The sequence below is a fragment of the Legionella shakespearei DSM 23087 genome, from assembly GCF_000373765.1.
Lineage (GTDB): Bacteria > Pseudomonadota > Gammaproteobacteria > Legionellales > Legionellaceae > Legionella > Legionella shakespearei.
This window is the reverse complement of the sequence record NZ_KB892381.1, coordinates 203,275-219,678: the sequence shown is the minus strand read 5'-3', so window position 1 is coordinate 219,678 and position 16,404 is coordinate 203,275. Positions and strand designations below refer to the sequence as shown.

Genomic DNA, 16,404 nt, shown 5'->3' with positions numbered 1-16,404 from the left:
TGCAAGCAACCGAGCTACACTCCCTGCCACATCTCAAACTGGTTCATCAATAAACATGCCTATAAAAAACACATTTCTCTTTGTGAAGCGCATTATTTTGTGTATACTAGATTCTAAGCGTCGATTTGAAAACTCAGCTTGCGGACGCTCAAAAGAGTTATCTTTTTTGAAAATACGGCTAAAGCGGGCAGTGTCTCCTATCCCCTTAAGCCTTCCGCAGCCATAATCAGGTTATTACATAATGATAGAACTGTGTGGATTACATAAATCCTTTGCGGGTAAGGCCGTCCTGAAAGATGTTAATTTGTTTATTCAGGAAGGTGAGATTTTCGGCATTATAGGAAAAAGTGGTGCGGGAAAATCTACCCTTTTGCGCTGCATCAATTTATTAGAACGCCCTGAACAGGGTGATGTCGTTATTGATGGCCAGTATCTGACCGAGTTATCCAGAAAAGAACTTGCAATAGCACGCCATAAAATTGCCATGATTTTCCAGCATTTTAATTTATTAAACTCAAAAAATGTCTACGACAATATTGCCCTGCCCATGCGAATCCAGGGCATAGATGAAGAGTCCATCAAACAAAAAATTGACGAACTGCTTCCCGTTGTAGAACTTGAAGACAAAAGACATGCCTATCCATCACAACTGAGCGGCGGCCAGAAACAAAGAGTCGCCATAGCCCGTGCATTGAGCTGTTCTCCCAAAATATTACTCTGCGATGAAGCAACATCCGCACTTGATCCGGAAACTACTGATGCCATCCTGGCTTTGTTAAAAAAGATTAATCTTCTATACGGGATAACAATAGTCATTATCACCCATGAAATGGACGTAGTAAAAAAAATCTGTAAACGTTTGTCTGTGATGGTGGATGGTACTATGGCAGAAACAACGGCCCTGTCGAATGTATTTAACAAAGAAGACAGTCTGGCGCGTTCCATGCTCTACGCCAAATTAAGCCCGGAATTACCTCCGTGCCTTACCAGCAGGCTTGCTGACTATGCAACGAATAAGCCTTTATTACGCCTGTTCTTTCAGGGTGAAGAAGCAACAGTTCCCTTTATCAGCCAGACTAGCCGTGAATTAAACGTCGACATTAACATTCTATTGGCCAATATTGATCGTTTTGACTCAGTGACCTGTGGTGTAGTAGTCATAGAGTTAACCGCCAACCCTTTATTACTGGATGCCTTTGTGGAACGCTGCAAACAAGCCAATTTAACAGTGGAGATTTTAGGATATGTCCTTCCCGATGGTATATGATTTACTTAACGCAACTGGCGAAACACTCTATATGGTGTTTATCAGTACTTTTTTTGCAGTGCTGCTTGGCTTGCCTTTGGGCATTTTACTCTATTCGTCCAAACGCATTAAACCCAATCCCAAGCTTCACAAAGCCTTGTCGGCATTGATTAATATTTTCCGCTCCATCCCCTTTATTATTTTATTAGTGGCGATTATTCCCCTAACCCGACTCATAGTAGGCACGTCCATAGGCATGAATGCCGCCATAGTACCTTTGACTCTGGGTGCAACCCCATTTTTCGCGCGACTCGTTGATAACGTGTTTCAGTCTTTACCTTCCGGCCTGATAGAAACAGGATATGCAATGGGTGCCAGTACCAGGCAAATTATCCGTCACATTATCTTGCCTGAAGCAAAGCCAGGCATCATTCACGCAATCACAGTAACAGCAATCACTCTGGTCAATTACTCGGCCATGGCGGGTACTGTGGGGGCTGGCGGTCTGGGAACTTTAGCAATAAACTATGGTTATCAACGATTTAACGCTGGAATTATGATAGCAACCGTTGTAGTGTTAATTGTTTTAGTTCAGCTCATGCAAATGAGTGGTGATTATTTAGCAAAGCGTTTTGTACATAACTAGGCCTGTTGTCATTTGCCAGTTTGGCAAAAACAAAAAACAGTCCCATAATTGGAGCCCTTAATGCGAATCCTCAGTTATCTGCTTTTAATACTTAGTCTGGTGGCCTGCAGCAGCAAACCATCACCTAACACTCTGGTTATAGGAACCATCGCAGGCCCCGAGACGGAACTTATAGAAACAGCGAAACAAGTCGCTGAAGAAGAGTACGGCTTAACCATCAAGATTGTAGAGTTTAACGATTACAATCTGCCCAATGAAGCCTTGCAAGATGGAAGTCTGGACGCTAACGTCTATCAGCATTTGCCTTATCTGAAAGCCGCTATCCTTACCCATGGTTATAATTTACAGGCCATAGGAAGAACTTTCGTTTATCCCATGGGAATTTATTCTAAAAAATATAAATCGCTGGAAGACCTGCCAGAAAATGGTGTGATCGCTGTACCCAATGATCCCAGCAATGAAATGCGCGCCTTCCTGCTTCTGGAAGAATCCAAGCTCATCACTTTAAAGGATGCTACCAATACAGGCATGCCTACTTTGGAAAGTAATCCTAAAAACTTAAAATTCAAGGAAATGGACGCAGCTCAGTTACCCCGTGCTTTACCCGATGTTGACGCAGCGGTCATCAACACAACTTTTGCCCTGCCCGCAGGCTTAAGCCCTTTAAAAGATGCTCTGTTTACGGAAGGGAAAGATTCCCCCTATGCCAATATTATAGTAATTCGTAAAGACACCCAGAAACGGCCGCAACTTGAGTTACTTGTTAAAGCCTTGAACTCTGAAGAAGTAAAAGCCAAAGCCAAAGAATTGTTTGGTGATGCGGCTATCCCTGCCTGGTAAGCGATTTGTAGCCCGTATTAGGCATCAGCCGTAATACGGGAAATGACCTCTTTGCTACTCCGATCCCGTATTACGGCTGACGCCTAATACGGGCTACAATTGCGATACTACTGGAATACCTTAGTGCTTTCTTTGCACTTTCTTGATAATCAACCCTGAAAAATCATAATTTTATCTTAACCAAAAGATGTTATACTTTATTTAACTCATTTCCATGTGGTGAACGATATGCCTTTCTATAACGATATCCCTCTAATCGGTAAATACCTGAGATCACAAGCCTTGCTTAACTCAATCTCACCTGAAAAGCAAAAAGCACTGGAGGCCGAATACAGAGAGGCAATAGGATTAGGAGATAACGTTTCTTTTGGTTCTGGTGCATTCAACGCACTGGATGCTGCACGAATTAGCGATTACCATGGTTTTGAAAATACTAAAGGTCCCGGTGGTGCTTCTCTTTTTAAAAAGTTTAATGCGAATGATGATGCAGCTAAAGCAGTTCGAGCAGGCATAGCGCAAGCCTTGGAGACAACTCCGGAATACCAAAAAGCAAAAGCGGAGTACGCGGAATCAGCAGCCACATTTAAAGAGCTGGTAAAAAAAGTGCCAGGAACTTTTTCAGCACAAGCATTAATCACTACCATGCAAGAGAATAGAGATGAGGCACGAGCGGCTATTGTCACTCAGCAAACTCATGAAAAAGAATCCCTGGAAGAGCAATTTAAAAACAAGGATTTTATCGGACATTTGATGACGACTCTGGATATTCCTGGAAATCCTGAAGATGCTGAAGCAAAAAAATCGGTTGAGTTAGTAAAAAATGCCTTAATGAAGGATCTTTCTGAATCTCACAAGAAGCAACTTCAGGAGTTTGATAAGTCAACTTCAGACGCATTAAGCAAATTACATGGCTCTTCGGCAGAAGAGAACAAACAAATTGCCTTTATCGCACATCTTGCTCGACTCGATGATACAAATCGTAAACAAATTGAAGCAATTGCTGAGGAAATGAGGAAAAAGAAAGGGATAGAAAATCCCGAGCACCGAACAGGTGTAGACGTCAATTTTGATGAAGACAAGACCAGGATTACCGGGATAAAAATATCAGACCTGCCTCACTTTAAAACCTTGACGGGTAAGACAATAGTACAAAACCCTCCAGGCACCTTTAGTATAGAAATGCCCAGAATTGATCCGCTTTATTATCAGGATCCCCGACAAAAGCCACTGGCTGATATGTCACAAATCGCTATGGCAGTTAAAGCATCTGGCTATGACACCATTACCATGAATGTGAATTTTAAAGGCGAGCTTGGTATGGAGCGAGGCAGACAAGCTTATGAAGCATGTATCAATCAAGGGTTTGATCCAGATAAAATAATTATCAAGGTAAATGGTAAAGAAATGAAACCTGATGAACTCTTTAAAGAACACGCGGAGACATATCAGAAATTACATGGAAAAGCATCGCAGTTAGCTGCTGACAGAAAAGCTGATAAACAGCCAGAAAATGCTCCTGGAGATACGGCTGTAGTCAGAGCTGCTATGGCGAAACAGCGTGAGATTAATGCTGCCAAAACAGAAGTACCAGAGGAACCGAAATCTGGGCCACAAGCAACGCTTTGAAATTAAACGTAGCCCGGCTGCTTACAGCTGACTCTACACACCTTTGCTATTACCCGATCCACGTCGTCCTGAGCGCGTCTTTTTGCGCGAAGGATCTCCCGAAAGCGGCATGGTGCCAGTATTTGGAGATCCTTCGCGCAAAAAGACGCGCTCAGGACGACGTGAGAATTTGCTGCGTGCTAATACGAGCTACATTTAATTAAATGTCCCACCTGCTCAAAAAATTCCACTATTCCTCAACCCCAAATTCTGTTATTTTAAACGGGTAAAATATTCGTATCATACTGTTGACATTTCGCTGTATATCAACAGCCCCTAAATGGAGTTAACGGGTTAGCTAAGGAGACGGCTATGAGTACTCGTGGTTATGATGACTTTGACAATGATATAGAAGAAATAAATGATGCACCAACGGTAATACCAGAGGCCAGTCCCTCTACCAAGTTAGAACGTCGCCGTAAGATTGAAGATTTGTTTGAAGAAAAAAGATTAAGGGAAGAGTTGGAAGATTTTGCTTAATAGCTGCAAAGCATTTTTAAATAGTGTAGCCTTGATGCAGCGCCAGCGTAATCAAGGTTTTCCTTTGTAATTGGCCTTTTTCAACAATGAAAATCTTGATTACGCTGGCGCTGCATCAAGGCTACAGTTTTTATACTTTGACGGAAAGTAAATATCGAATCGTACGGTTTTACCCTCAACGCTTAAGTCAGGCTTTAACAAGGTTTTAACCTTTTGCGGCCATTTCACCACCACCCTTTGCTTCACTCTGGAAATTGCCATTTCAATCAACTGTAACGCGTCTTCATCAGCACCAATCATCTGCTGCAAAGCTTGCATGTCCTTTTTTACCAACGCGGATTTTTGTCGCTCAGGATGCATGGGATCTATATAAACAATATCAGGGTATTCTTCTTCTGATAGAGTGCTTAAAAAAGAATAAGCATCCGTTTCTTTCAGGGATAGTTTCAATTTTTGCTGGTCGGATTCTGTCTGATGGCTTAAGGCATCGGCTAATAAAGAGGCCATCACCGGATGACGTTCTAATAACAACACCTCCGCACCAAAGCTTGCTAAAACAGCCCCATCTCTACCCCAGCCTGCGGTTGCATCAATAATTTTCAAACCTTCAGCAGGCTTGCAGGCACGAACTAATCCCTGCTTTTTCCCCTCACCTCGTCTTTTACTCCATGTAGCTGCACTAAAATCTGCATAAAGAGGAGAAAAGCCAGGTATTTTCAAAGCCAGCCGTTCAGCAGAAATAAACAGACAGGAAGCAGCCTCTTTATCCAGACTAAAATCTAATCGCTGTGCAAGTTCCTGCGCTTCAGTATACAGTTCGTCACTGGCATAACCCACAGCAGCCACTACAGAGTTCATGAGCTTACCAAAAGATGATCCACATATTCTGCCAGAGAAGAAAAGACAGGCACTTGCGGGTACTCTTTCAATCCCTCACGATCAGTCATGGCTGATAAAATCATCACCGGACTCGCTCCTGCAGCAAGAGCTGCCTGTATGTCGGAAACTCGGTCACCAATAAAGGGTACGGATTCAAGCGAACAATTAAAACGCCTGGCCAGGGCAAAGAGCATGCCTGGCTGTGGCTTACGGCAGGCGCAAAGCTCTTGAGGCAAATGAGTGCAATACTCAATAGCATCAATAGCTCCGCCTGCTGCCAGAACGGCCTGATTTAATTTGTCGTGAATCAAAGCCAATTCATTTTCAGTATAAAGCCCTCTGGACACACCAGACTGATTGGTAGCCAGACCTATGGTATAACCGGCAGCTTTTAAACGGGCAATAGCCTCTATACTGCCTGGAATGAAGAGAAACTCGTCAACATTTTTAATATAATGCAAAGAGTCGTGATTAATCACTCCATCCCTGTCTAATAAAATTAATCGTGTCATGTAAGTTGTAACATCGATATATCAGCAACACCTTGTAATAAAACTTTAAGGCGAGCCAAAATGGCCAAACGATTCCTTTTTACCGCAACATCATCCACCATAACCATGACGTTATCAAAAAATGCATCCACTGGCTCTTTAAGACTGGCCAGACATTTTAATAAAGCACCATAATCTGCATCACGATATAAAGGCTCAACTGCTTCTGTTATTTGTTTGATATGAGTATAAAGCGCTTTTTCCGCCCCCTCTTCTATCAATTCCTCATTTATTTCTGCACTCAAATCAGTGCTCGCAACATTACTCAATAAATTATTGACCCGTTTGCATGCAGCAGAAAGTGATGCCGCTTCAGGCATGGTGACAAAAATGCTCAAAGCATTCAGGCGTTTATCCAAATCGTACAGCCACTCATCCTGGCGCGCACGAACAGCCTGCACCAAATCGGCATTAACCCCCAATCCCAGATAATAAGACTGTAACCGTTCAAGAATGAACGGTTTTAATTCACTAATCAGTGATTTTTCTACTGGAAGTATCTGCGTATATTGAGCAACAGCGACATCTATAAGGGAACTTAAATGAAGTGCCTGTGGACTTGCAATAAGTAAGCGTACAACAGCCAAAGCATGACGACGCAATTTAAAAGGATCTTTTACTCCGGAAGGCTTCTGGCCAATGGCAAAAATACCTGTTAAAGTATCTACTCTATCCGCCAGAGAGAGCGCACAACCTAAAACGGACTGTGGTAAATTGTCCGCAGCGTACCTCGGCATGTATTGTTCATTTAATGCATGAGCAACCTGTTCGTCCTCTCCGTCATTCAATGCATAGTAATAACCCATTAGCCCTTGTAATTCGGGAAATTCACCAACCATACCGGTAAGCAAATCACATTTGCTTAATAAAGTTGCCCGTTCAGCCAGTTGCAAAGACAAATCCAGCTCTTTGCTTAAATACTTCATCAATGCGTTCACACGGTTCGTTTTATCTTGCAAACTGCCAAGTTTTACTTGAAATACTACTTGTCCGGTAGCCGCTATATGCTGACTTAGGGGTGACTTTTTATCTTGCCTGAAAAAGAAGGCTGCATCACTCAGGCGCGCTCGCATCACCTTTTCATTTCCGGCCACTACCTGTTGCGGTTTCGTACTGGAAATATTGGCAACCGTGATAAAATAAGGCAACAATTTATCTTCTTTGTCTTTCAGGGCAAAACATTTTTGATGTGACTGCATTGAGGCAATAAGAGCTTCGGCAGGAACATCCAGAAACTCCTTTTCAAAACCCGCAATCAAAGCTTCGGGCCATTCCACTATAGAAGTCACTTCATCAACCAACTCATCTGGCATGACTACAATTGCATGCAGGGGTGCGGCCAATTGCTTTATCTGATCTTTAATCATCTGGCGTCTGGCAGCAAAATCAGCAATAACAAAAGCTTCTTTCATCTGGGATTCATAGCTCGCTGCTGAGAAAATACTGACTTCCTGAGGATGATGGAAACGGTGTCCCCTGCTCAAACGACCTGTTTTAACCCCTAAAACCTCATGCTTTAGCACTTCATCACCGTAAAGCATCACCGCCCAGTGAACGGGTCTTGCAAATTCATCATCACCACTACCCCATCGCATGGGTTTGGCAATAGGTAAAGCAGCCAGTGATTGGCTCACCAGTTCAGGCATCAGTTGCTTTGTTGCAACACCGGCACTCAGTGCCTCATAAACCATCCAGTCACCTTTATCGGTTTGAATCCGTGTTAATTCATCAACGCTTACACCGCATGACTTGGCAAAACCTGCCAAAGCTTGAGTTGGCTTGCCTTCCTGATCAAATGCAGCAACAGCTGCAGGTCCTTTTCGCGTGATCGTCTGACTGGGTTGTTCAGCCTGTAACTCTTTAATAACTACAGCGATACGTCTTGGTGTGGCAAATCGTTTTACTTCACCATAGCTTAATTTCGCTTTATCCAAAGCGGCTGAGAGGTGTTTGGCAAGTTCATCAGCCAGCGGCCAGACAGCTGCAGAAGGAAGCTCTTCACATCCTAATTCGAAAATAAAATCATTGACCATTACACACCTTTTTGCATAGGGAAACCCAAAGCTTCGCGGGCTTCATAATAAGCCTGAGCTACAGCTCTCGATAATTGTCTTACACGTAAAATAAACCGCTGTCGCTCGGTAACTGATATGGCCTTACGTGCATCAAGTAAATTAAATGAATGAGATGCTTTCATTACCATTTCATAGGCGGGAAGAGGCAATTGCAACCCAATCAGTTTCTGCGCTTCGCTCTCATAATAATCGAACTGTCTGAACAATTCGTCAACATTGGCATGTTCAAAATTATAGGCTGACATTTCCACTTCATTTTGATGGAACACGTCCCCATAAGTTACTACACCAGCAGCAGTCCTGCACCAGGGTAAATCAAACAGATTGTCTACGCCCAGCACATACATTGAAATTCGTTCCAATCCATAGGTTAACTCCCCGGTCACTGGCTTGCACACCAGGCCACCCACCTGCTGGAAATAAGTGAATTGAGATACTTCCATGCCATTTTGCCAGACTTCCCAGCCTAAACCCCAGGCTCCCAGGGTAGGTGATTCCCAGTTGTCTTCAACAAAGCGTATGTCATCAGCCAGCGGATCTACTCCCAGCGCACGCAATGAATCCAGGTATTTGTCCTGAATGTCTAAAGGTGAAGGCTTTAATACCACCTGAAACTGATAGTAATGCTGGACACGGTTAGGGTTTTCACCGTAACGACCGTCGGTAGGTCTTCTGGACGGTTGTACATAAGCAGCCGACCAGGGCTCAGGGCCAATCGCTCGCAGGAACGTTGCAGGATGAAAAGTACCTGCTCCAACTTCCATATCGAGTGGTTGTAAAATAACGCAACCTTGTGCAGACCAATAGTGCTGCAAAGTTAAAATGATGTCCTGAAATGTAGTTGGTTTTGTCATGAAAGTCTCAAAATTAGCGATTTTTATTCAATACCGTTTCCATTGGTTTTTTGATTGAGGGAGTTGGGTCAGGAAAAAACAGGATCCCGCTCACCTCATATTCCGTTACTATTTTAGAACCATAGGGTCTGTTGAGATTTCGCTAGTTTGAGCCAAAATGGGTAGATTTTTGAGCACCGAAGCGCAGCATACATGAAGTATGTGAGCATCGGAGCGTAGAAAATCTGCCCATTTTGGCCAAAATAGTAGAAATGTCAACTGACCCTAGTTGCCAGCGGCTTTTTTGATCATCTCTTGTAATGATTCTTCACTTGCAGCACCAGGAACAAATGAAGGTTCACTTCCTGCTTTAAACTTGCCATCTGGAGTAGAGGCAACGATAAAGGCTGGAGTACCCATCAGATGTAACTTTTCAGCCAATTGACGGTTAGCATCCAACATATCAGTTACTTCCTGGCTGTCCATGTCTTTCTTTAATTTATTCATGTCCAGGCCTACTGACTTAGCCAAATCCATAACGATCTGATTGTCGAGTCTTTTTTCAGTTGTAATCAAAGCATTATGCATGGCTTGATACTTACCTTGCATGCCAGCAGCCAAAGCAGCTCTGGAAGCTGTTTCAGAGCTCTTGCCGAAAATTGGGAACTCTTTGTAAATTACTCTTAATCCACTGTCCTTTTTAATCAGACTATCCAGTGTAGGGGACATTTTTTTGCAATGTATGCACTGATAATCAAAGAATTCAACTATAGTAACAGCACCTTTAGGATTACCCACGGTAGTCAATTTACCCTGGAACAATTGATCCGCATTTTCCTGAATTGCCGATTGAGCCTGTTGCTGCATGTTTTGTTGTTGTTTTTGCTGCAGAGCTTGTGATGCTTCCAGTAAAACCTCAGGATTACTTATCAGGTAGTCATGAATTACTTTTTCAATTTCTTTTTTTTGTACATCAGACATAGGAGCAACAGTAGCAGCATCAGCGGCCATAATTGCGGGTGATACCAGAGAAGTTGCCAGCGCTCCTGCCGTTAATAAATTTGTAAATTTCACACAATTCCCCTTATAAATTAATCAATAGTTTAATAAATTTGGCAGTCAAGCCTAAATCAGAACAAAGTTCTGATGAACACTACCCTAATTACTTTTAGTCAGACGCACCCTAGCATTGACTTAAGAAAAATTCAACAAGACTTGCGAAAAAATCCCAAAATATCAACTACAAGCCTTTGAAATTTCAAAAATGGGAGCACTCTCCAACTACAGTTAAATTAGCATAGGCCAGAACCAGCCATTTTACACCATGTTCGCTGAATTTAACCTGAACACGTGTATGCGCCCCACTTCCTTCCATAGCCAGAATAACGCCCTGGCCAAATTTGGCATGAACCACGGCTTGTCCCAATGGCATCCCCGTATTTTCAGCAACTGAAGGTGCTTTGTTGCGGAATGCCGGGGATGGAGCAGACTGATAGCGGGCCTGAACACGAACCTGATCAAGTAATTGCTCGGGTAACTCGCGTAAAAAACGTGATGGCCTGTGGTATTCTTCACGGCCATATTGCCGTCTGACTTCCGCATAGGAAATTACCAGCTTGCGCATGGCTCGTGTCATTCCCACATAACACAAGCGCCGCTCTTCTTCCAGACGACCTGGCTCCTCCAGAGATTGTTTGCCGGGAAAGACCCCTTCTTCCATCCCTACCAGAAACACTATTGGGAATTCAAGGCCTTTTGCCGCATGCAAGGTCATGAGATGGACTGACCGCTCGTATTCTTCCGCCTGCATTTCCCCAGCTTCCAGAGAGGCATGGGCAAGGAAAGCATTGACCAGAGGAAGCTCGTCTTCTTCGTCCTGCTCATAACGAAACTGTTTGGCCGCGTTAATCAATTCTTGCAGGTTATCCAGTCGGGATTCTGATTTATCCCCTTTTATTTTGGCAAAATGCGCGTATAAACCACTTGATTGAATGACATCACTGATTTGCCCATCCAGTTCCATACCCGCTGTTCTGACCTGCATTTGCTCCATCAAGGCAATAAAACGAGCTAATGCCGAACCTGCTCTTTGCGCCATATCACCTGTGCCTAACAATGCCTTTGCGGCTTGCCATAAGGACGTCTGTTCTGCTTTCGCATAATGGCGCACATCATCCAGAGTCTTTTCACCTATGCCACGCGTAGGAAAATTAACAATTCGCTCAAAGGCGGTATCGTCATCAGGGTTAATCAGCAAGCGCAAATAAGCCAGAGTATCTTTAATCTCAGCCCGGTCGAAGAATCGGACTCCTCCGTAGATCCTGTAGGCTATACCGGCACGTAGCAACGCTTCTTCTATAACTCGAGACTGAGCATTTGAACGATATAAAACAGCTATTTCTTCAGCGCTGCCTCCCTGGTTAATTTCCATCATAATCCGTTCGCAGACAAACCGCGCTTCTTCGATCTCGTTAAAGGCACTGTAGATCAGAATTTTTTCACCAGATGTTCCGGCAGTCCACAAATCTTTCCCCATGCGTGAACTGTTGTTGGTAATTAACGCATTAGCCGCTTCAAGTATGGTCGCTGTGGAACGATAGTTTTGTTCCAGCCTTATGATTTTTGTATTTTTAAAATCTTTGGAAAACTGTTGAATATTTTCTACCTTGGCACCGCGCCAGCCATAAATAGACTGATCGTCATCGCCTACTGCAAATACAGCGGCGTGTTCACCGGCAAGAAGCTGGATCCAGGCATACTGGATGGTATTGGTGTCCTGAAACTCATCGACCAGTATGGCCTGAAAGCGCTGGCGATAATGAGCAAGGATATCCGGATTATCGCGCAATAACTCATGAGTCCTCAATAATAACTCGGCAAAATCAATTACCCCGGCTACCTGACAAGCCTGTTCGTAAGCGCTGTAAATAGCAAGCAGGGTTCTGGTCGGTCCATAATTCAATGCATGAACATGCTGCGGGCGAAGCCCCTCATCCTTGCGCGCATTAATAAAGGATTGCGACTGCTTTACCGTCCATTGTTCAGGATCCAGATTTAATGAAGCAATTACCCTTTTAATCACTCGTGCCTGATCTTCGGAATCAAGGATATGGAACTGTTCAGGAAGCCTGGCTTCCTGAAAATGACGGCGTAGTAAACGATGACAGAGTCCATGGAACGTCCCAACCCACAAACCCATAACGGGTGTAGACAATATAGAACTCAGACGACTTCTCATTTCACCCGCAGCTTTATTAGTAAAGGTTACCGCTAAAATAGCATGAGGAGACAATTGCTGTTGTTCAATTAACCAGGCAATACGGCTTACCAGAACTTTGGTTTTTCCACTGCCGGCACCTGCCAGAATCAAGGTATTACCCAATTCGGAGGTAACCGCTTCATATTGTTTGTCATTCAATCCATTAAGAAGTCCGGTCATGCTCATATTTTTAATTCCAACAAAATAAATTGACTGCATTATCTTCAATTTAACTGCTAAAGACAAAGAGTTTATGAGCTAAAATCACTTCTCAATAAACCTGAATATGATATAAAATGCCAATATGTCTTAATTAAAGTATACTCGATTAAATCAGAGTTACCTTTAAACTACCTAACGAACGTTACACCAATAAAGGATTACTATGCATTCCCTATATCCAGCTATTAAGCCTTATGCGCAACATGAGTTAAAAGTGAGTGAGCCTCATCTGCTCTATATAGAAGAAACTGGAAACCCCAAGGGATTGCCTGTAATCGTACTTCATCCCGGGCCAGGTGCAGAAGCCGACCCGCACCTGAGACGTTTTTTTGATCCTCAGCGTTACAGAATAATTCTTTTTGATCAACGCGGTTGTGGACGTTCTACCCCTCATCTGGAAATCAGCGAAAACAATACCCAATTATTGCTGGATGACATTGATGCCATCAGAGATTATTTAGGGCTTTCCGAGTTTATCCTCTGTGGTGGTGGCTGGGGTTCTCTTTTAGCGCTTCTTTATGCCGAAAAATTTCCACAGCAGATTAAAGCGCTTTTGTTGCACCAGATTTTTTTAGGAAGGCAAAAAGATATTGACTGGTTTTATAAACACGGCGCCAGCCTGGTTTATCCGGATTACTGGCAGGAGTTCGTGAGCCTGGTTCCTGAAAATATGCGGGCTAATATTCCTCAATTCTATGCAGATTGTTTACAAGGCTCTAATGAATTGGCGCGCATGAGTGCTGCGAAAAACTGGGCGCTCTGGCAGGCTCGTTGCAGCAGTTTACAACCGCATCTCTACGTCATAGACCAATACAGTGATCCTCATTTTGCCCTGGCACTTGCCACTCTGGAGTCTCATTTTATCAATAACCATTACTTTATTGAGGAAAATCAGGTTTTGGCTAATGTGAATAAAATCAGGCACATTCCTGCTTACATAGTGCACGGCCGCTTTGATTTGGTTACTCCGTTGGCGAATGCCTGGGAACTTCATCAGGCCATACCGGCTTCAAATCTGAGAATCGTGCGGGATGCCGGACACTCTGACCGTGAGTCAGGAATTATTGATGCCTTGATTTATGCTACCAAAGAAATATCCAAACAGGGGCTGGATGCATGCTAACTGTAGTACAGCGTGTCAGCGAAGCGAGAGTCGATGTTGACTCTCGTACTGTAGGAAAAATCAGTCAGGGCTTAATGATACTCTGTGGTTTTGAACCTCAGGATACAGAGCAGAATTTAAAACGCATGTTGGACAAGTGCATCAATTACCGCATTTTTTCTGACAGCCAGGGAAAAATGAATTTAAGCCTTAAAGAGGTTAACGGCGGTTTATTATTGGTACCACAATTTACGTTAATGGCTGATACCCAAAAAGGCTTGCGCCCCAGTTTTTCACGAGCAGCTCCGCCCGAATTGGGTAAAACACTTTTTGATCAGTTATGTACCCTTGCACAACAACTGCACCCACAGGTGCAGACTGGCTGTTTTGGTGCTGACATGCAAGTTTATCTTTGTAATGATGGTCCGGTTACCTTTTTACTGCAATTTTGAACTGTCGGGATTACCTGGCATTCAGAATTGTCACACTTCCCGTTTTCAAGTGGCATAAACTGGTGTAACATCATCCGTAAGTCTCTAAATAATTAGAAAAATATGCGCTTAAATGTAACGTTTGCAACTCTGGTCAGTTCCTTATTGTTAACAGGATGTGCTCATAGAGGGACAAATCCGGTTGACCCCTATGAACCCTTTAACCGCAAAGTACATAATTTTAATATGGCCTTTGACGCGACTATGTTAAAGCCAGTAGCTACTGTATATGTCAAAGTGGTTCCGCGCCTGGTTCGTAAAGGGGTGAATAATGCCTTCAATAACCTGGACATGCTTCCTACAGTAGCGAATGACCTGCTTCAGGCTAAAGGAAAATGGGCAATCCGAGACACCTGGCGTTTTGCCATTAACTCCACTCTGGGTGTTGCGGGTATCTTTGACGTTGCAGAAAAATTTGGCCTGCCTCCCCATTACAATGATTTGGGACTTACCTTTGCAAAATGGGGTGACAAGAAGTCGCCTTATCTGGTTATTCCTCTCATAGGACCAAGCACCATACGTGACGGTTCTGGGTGGTTATTCCAATTTGCGCTTTGGAGTCCTTATGTATACATCGATAATGCACCGCTGGCCTATGGATTGGTAGGACTCAGATATCTGGATTTACGCTCACAACTTTTTGATTCAGAGCGTTTGATGAATGAAGCATTGGATAAATACAGCTTTGTAAGGGATGCTTATCTGCAACATAGAAATTATCTGATCAGCGGCGCTGAGCAGGATAATGGTGCTCTTTATGCCCAGGATATGGCTGTGGACCAGGAAGCTGCGGCTGCTGATTATGTAGATGAATAACGTAGCCCGGTCTGCTTGCAGCCGGGATCACACCCTGCATATACCATCCCCGATCTACGTCGTCCTGAGCGCGTCTTTTGGCGCGAAGGATCTCCTGAACGTGGCATGGTGCTAAATATTTTGAGATCCTTCGCGCAAAAAGACGCGCTCAGGACGACGTGAATCGGCTATCCACAATAGTGATCAATAAAATTGGAATTATATTAACCACTGTGATATCATTTTAAACTCAATTTAATATCTAAAATTAACTGCCGTGAAAGACTCTGAAGGTAACATCATTGAAATAACTCTGTTTGAAAGCTATCTCGCTAAATACCTTATCGAACATCCCGAATTTTTTACCCCTGTATACGAAAAAATACTTAAGGGTTTGGAAGCGATACACGAATTAAACAAGTCTGATAGAAATTATGATCGGATTATGTATAGCCTTCATACTGTGATGAAGGATGAATATAAAGAATTTAAAGGACTGCAATTTCTTAAAGATAGCCCCGATCTTTTTAAAATAAACTATTTTCTAAAACTGTATTGCGACTATTTTTTAAAAGCAGACAAAATTAAACATGTTCCAGAAGCACCTAAGTCGCACATTCCAACGCTTACTGAATTATGCCTCTACTCATTATTTAAATCTCAATCCGGCCGTAAGTCATTGGCTTCCCATTTGAGACCCAAAGAATTATTTCATGAAAATAATCGCGGAGCCAAGTCAACTGAATCAGACAATTTGCAAACAACCAGAAAATTGGGAATAACAACCATAGAAAATACACCACAGGATCTCAATGCGTATTTCCCTGAATCCTATTCACCCGCCCAATTTGAATACAAACCCGACAGGAACAGTAATGTTGGTCGATGGATGACGCAGCGGAATTTCCCGATCATTTCTGGATCCTCTGGCTCGGCCTGTGACTATTTAAGTTATCTCATTACAGCCATTCCACTTGAGCCCAGGGAAATAAAACTGTTATTTGTATCAGTGGCAGCAACTCTTATAGCCAAAGGTCATCATTCCTATTTTGAAGTTATGATATTACTTGATCGTTTTGGCTTTAAACTGCATGATGCAGAGGATTTCTATTCGTTTTATGAGCAAATGTTGCCCAAAGAGATTGTCTCAAGTGAATCCTACCAGGAATTTAAACATTCTGCAGTAGGTGCACGATTGTTAGAAGGGATTCATTTCGAGCCAGAGGAAAACAGACCATCCAGAATGTTGCCTGAGCTGTTTATTGCCACTTCCTAAGTAATCATGATAGGGCACGGCTGATTTAAAATAGGCTACAGTTT

Annotated in this window: 15 protein-coding genes; 9 read left to right on the top strand and 6 right to left on the bottom strand. The window is 43.2% G+C overall.

Annotation, left to right across the window (positions count from 1 at the left end):
* The first annotated feature begins 241 nt into the window (after positions 1 to 241).
* The 5 genes from B094_RS0100930 to B094_RS17410 all read left to right on the top strand — a co-directional run bounded on the left by B094_RS0100930 (position 242) and on the right by B094_RS17410 (position 4,877).
* Entirely contained in the window at positions 242 to 1,267 is a 1,026-nt protein-coding gene (locus B094_RS0100930) for a methionine ABC transporter ATP-binding protein (protein WP_018575908.1), read from the top strand.
* Entirely contained in the window at positions 1,245 to 1,892 is a 648-nt protein-coding gene (locus tag B094_RS0100925; protein ID WP_026253809.1) for a methionine ABC transporter permease, read from the top strand. The genes B094_RS0100930 and B094_RS0100925 overlap by 23 nt, the downstream gene beginning before the upstream one ends.
* A gap of 60 nt (positions 1,893 to 1,952) precedes the next feature.
* A complete protein-coding gene (locus B094_RS0100920; RefSeq protein ID WP_018575906.1) occupies positions 1,953 to 2,732 on the top strand; it encodes a MetQ/NlpA family ABC transporter substrate-binding protein in 780 nt (259 codons plus the stop codon).
* A 228-nt stretch (positions 2,733 to 2,960) separates the two neighbouring features.
* Entirely contained in the window at positions 2,961 to 4,358 is a 1,398-nt protein-coding gene (locus tag B094_RS0100915; RefSeq protein WP_018575905.1) for a hypothetical protein, read from the top strand.
* A gap of 351 nt (positions 4,359 to 4,709) precedes the next feature.
* Complete coding sequence (locus B094_RS17410) at positions 4,710 to 4,877, top strand: PA3496 family putative envelope integrity protein (RefSeq protein WP_018575904.1); 168 nt, start codon at positions 4,710 to 4,712, stop codon at positions 4,875 to 4,877.
* Positions 4,878 to 4,976: 99 nt separating this feature from the next.
* Here B094_RS17410 and B094_RS0100905 read toward each other — a convergent pair whose 3' ends face one another.
* The 6 genes from B094_RS0100905 to uvrD all read right to left on the bottom strand — a co-directional run bounded on the left by B094_RS0100905 (position 4,977) and on the right by uvrD (position 12,693).
* Positions 4,977 to 5,735 (bottom strand): class I SAM-dependent methyltransferase, encoded by a 759-nt coding sequence (locus B094_RS0100905; protein WP_018575903.1) that lies wholly within the window; start codon positions 5,733 to 5,735, stop codon positions 4,977 to 4,979.
* Positions 5,732 to 6,268: a D-glycero-beta-D-manno-heptose 1,7-bisphosphate 7-phosphatase gene (gene gmhB, locus B094_RS0100900; RefSeq protein WP_018575902.1), complete on the bottom strand. Its 537-nt coding sequence runs from the start codon at positions 6,266 to 6,268 to the stop codon at positions 5,732 to 5,734. The genes B094_RS0100905 and gmhB overlap by 4 nt, the downstream gene beginning before the upstream one ends.
* The gene (glyS, locus tag B094_RS0100895) at positions 6,265 to 8,340 is read right to left on the bottom strand and encodes a glycine--tRNA ligase subunit beta (protein ID WP_018575901.1); all 2,076 of its coding nucleotides are present in this window, start codon (positions 8,338 to 8,340) and stop codon (positions 6,265 to 6,267) included. Before glyS ends, gmhB begins: the two co-directional genes overlap by 4 nt.
* Complete coding sequence (gene glyQ / locus B094_RS0100890; RefSeq protein WP_018575900.1) at positions 8,340 to 9,236, bottom strand: glycine--tRNA ligase subunit alpha; 897 nt, start codon at positions 9,234 to 9,236, stop codon at positions 8,340 to 8,342. Before glyQ ends, glyS begins: the two co-directional genes overlap by 1 nt.
* A 264-nt stretch (positions 9,237 to 9,500) precedes the next feature.
* Complete coding sequence (locus B094_RS0100885) at positions 9,501 to 10,289, bottom strand: DsbA family protein (RefSeq protein WP_018575899.1); 789 nt, start codon at positions 10,287 to 10,289, stop codon at positions 9,501 to 9,503.
* Positions 10,290 to 10,473: 184 nt separating this feature from the next.
* Positions 10,474 to 12,693: a DNA helicase II gene (uvrD, locus tag B094_RS0100880; RefSeq protein WP_018575898.1), complete on the bottom strand. Its 2,220-nt coding sequence runs from the start codon at positions 12,691 to 12,693 to the stop codon at positions 10,474 to 10,476.
* A 166-nt stretch (positions 12,694 to 12,859) separates the two neighbouring features.
* Between uvrD and pip the strand changes: the two genes are divergently transcribed.
* The 4 genes from pip (at position 12,860) to B094_RS0100860 (ending at position 16,360) form a co-directional block, all read left to right on the top strand.
* A complete protein-coding gene (gene pip / locus B094_RS0100875) occupies positions 12,860 to 13,819 on the top strand; it encodes a prolyl aminopeptidase (RefSeq protein WP_018575897.1) in 960 nt (319 codons plus the stop codon).
* Positions 13,813 to 14,250 carry a D-aminoacyl-tRNA deacylase gene (gene dtd / locus B094_RS0100870; protein WP_018575896.1) on the top strand — a complete coding sequence of 146 codons (438 nt, stop codon included), beginning with the start codon at positions 13,813 to 13,815 and terminating at the stop codon, positions 14,248 to 14,250. Before pip ends, dtd begins: the two co-directional genes overlap by 7 nt.
* 102 nt (positions 14,251 to 14,352) lie before the next feature.
* Entirely contained in the window at positions 14,353 to 15,105 is a 753-nt protein-coding gene (locus B094_RS0100865; protein ID WP_018575895.1) for an MlaA family lipoprotein, read from the top strand.
* A gap of 256 nt (positions 15,106 to 15,361) precedes the next feature.
* Positions 15,362 to 16,360, top strand: coding sequence for a hypothetical protein (locus B094_RS0100860; RefSeq protein WP_018575894.1), 999 nt, complete (start codon positions 15,362 to 15,364; stop codon positions 16,358 to 16,360).
* Positions 16,361 to 16,404: the final 44 nt, after the last annotated feature.

Coding starts and splice junctions, on each gene's coding strand:
- glyQ (WP_018575900.1), bottom strand. CDS start 9,236: ATGACAAAACCAACTACATTTCAGGACATCATTTTAACTTTGCAGCAC.
- dtd (WP_018575896.1), top strand. CDS start 13,813: ATGCTAACTGTAGTACAGCGTGTCAGCGAAGCGAGAGTCGATGTTGAC.
- B094_RS0100925 (WP_026253809.1), top strand. CDS start 1,245: ATGTCCTTCCCGATGGTATATGATTTACTTAACGCAACTGGCGAAACA.
- uvrD (WP_018575898.1), bottom strand. CDS start 12,693: ATGCAGTCAATTTATTTTGTTGGAATTAAAAATATGAGCATGACCGGA.
- B094_RS0100920 (WP_018575906.1), top strand. CDS start 1,953: ATGCGAATCCTCAGTTATCTGCTTTTAATACTTAGTCTGGTGGCCTGC.
- pip (WP_018575897.1), top strand. CDS start 12,860: ATGCATTCCCTATATCCAGCTATTAAGCCTTATGCGCAACATGAGTTA.
- B094_RS0100930 (WP_018575908.1), top strand. CDS start 242: ATGATAGAACTGTGTGGATTACATAAATCCTTTGCGGGTAAGGCCGTC.
- B094_RS0100915 (WP_018575905.1), top strand. CDS start 2,961: ATGCCTTTCTATAACGATATCCCTCTAATCGGTAAATACCTGAGATCA.
- B094_RS0100865 (WP_018575895.1), top strand. CDS start 14,353: ATGCGCTTAAATGTAACGTTTGCAACTCTGGTCAGTTCCTTATTGTTA.
- glyS (WP_018575901.1), bottom strand. CDS start 8,340: ATGGTCAATGATTTTATTTTCGAATTAGGATGTGAAGAGCTTCCTTCT.
- B094_RS0100905 (WP_018575903.1), bottom strand. CDS start 5,735: ATGAACTCTGTAGTGGCTGCTGTGGGTTATGCCAGTGACGAACTGTAT.
- gmhB (WP_018575902.1), bottom strand. CDS start 6,268: ATGACACGATTAATTTTATTAGACAGGGATGGAGTGATTAATCACGAC.
- B094_RS17410 (WP_018575904.1), top strand. CDS start 4,710: ATGAGTACTCGTGGTTATGATGACTTTGACAATGATATAGAAGAAATA.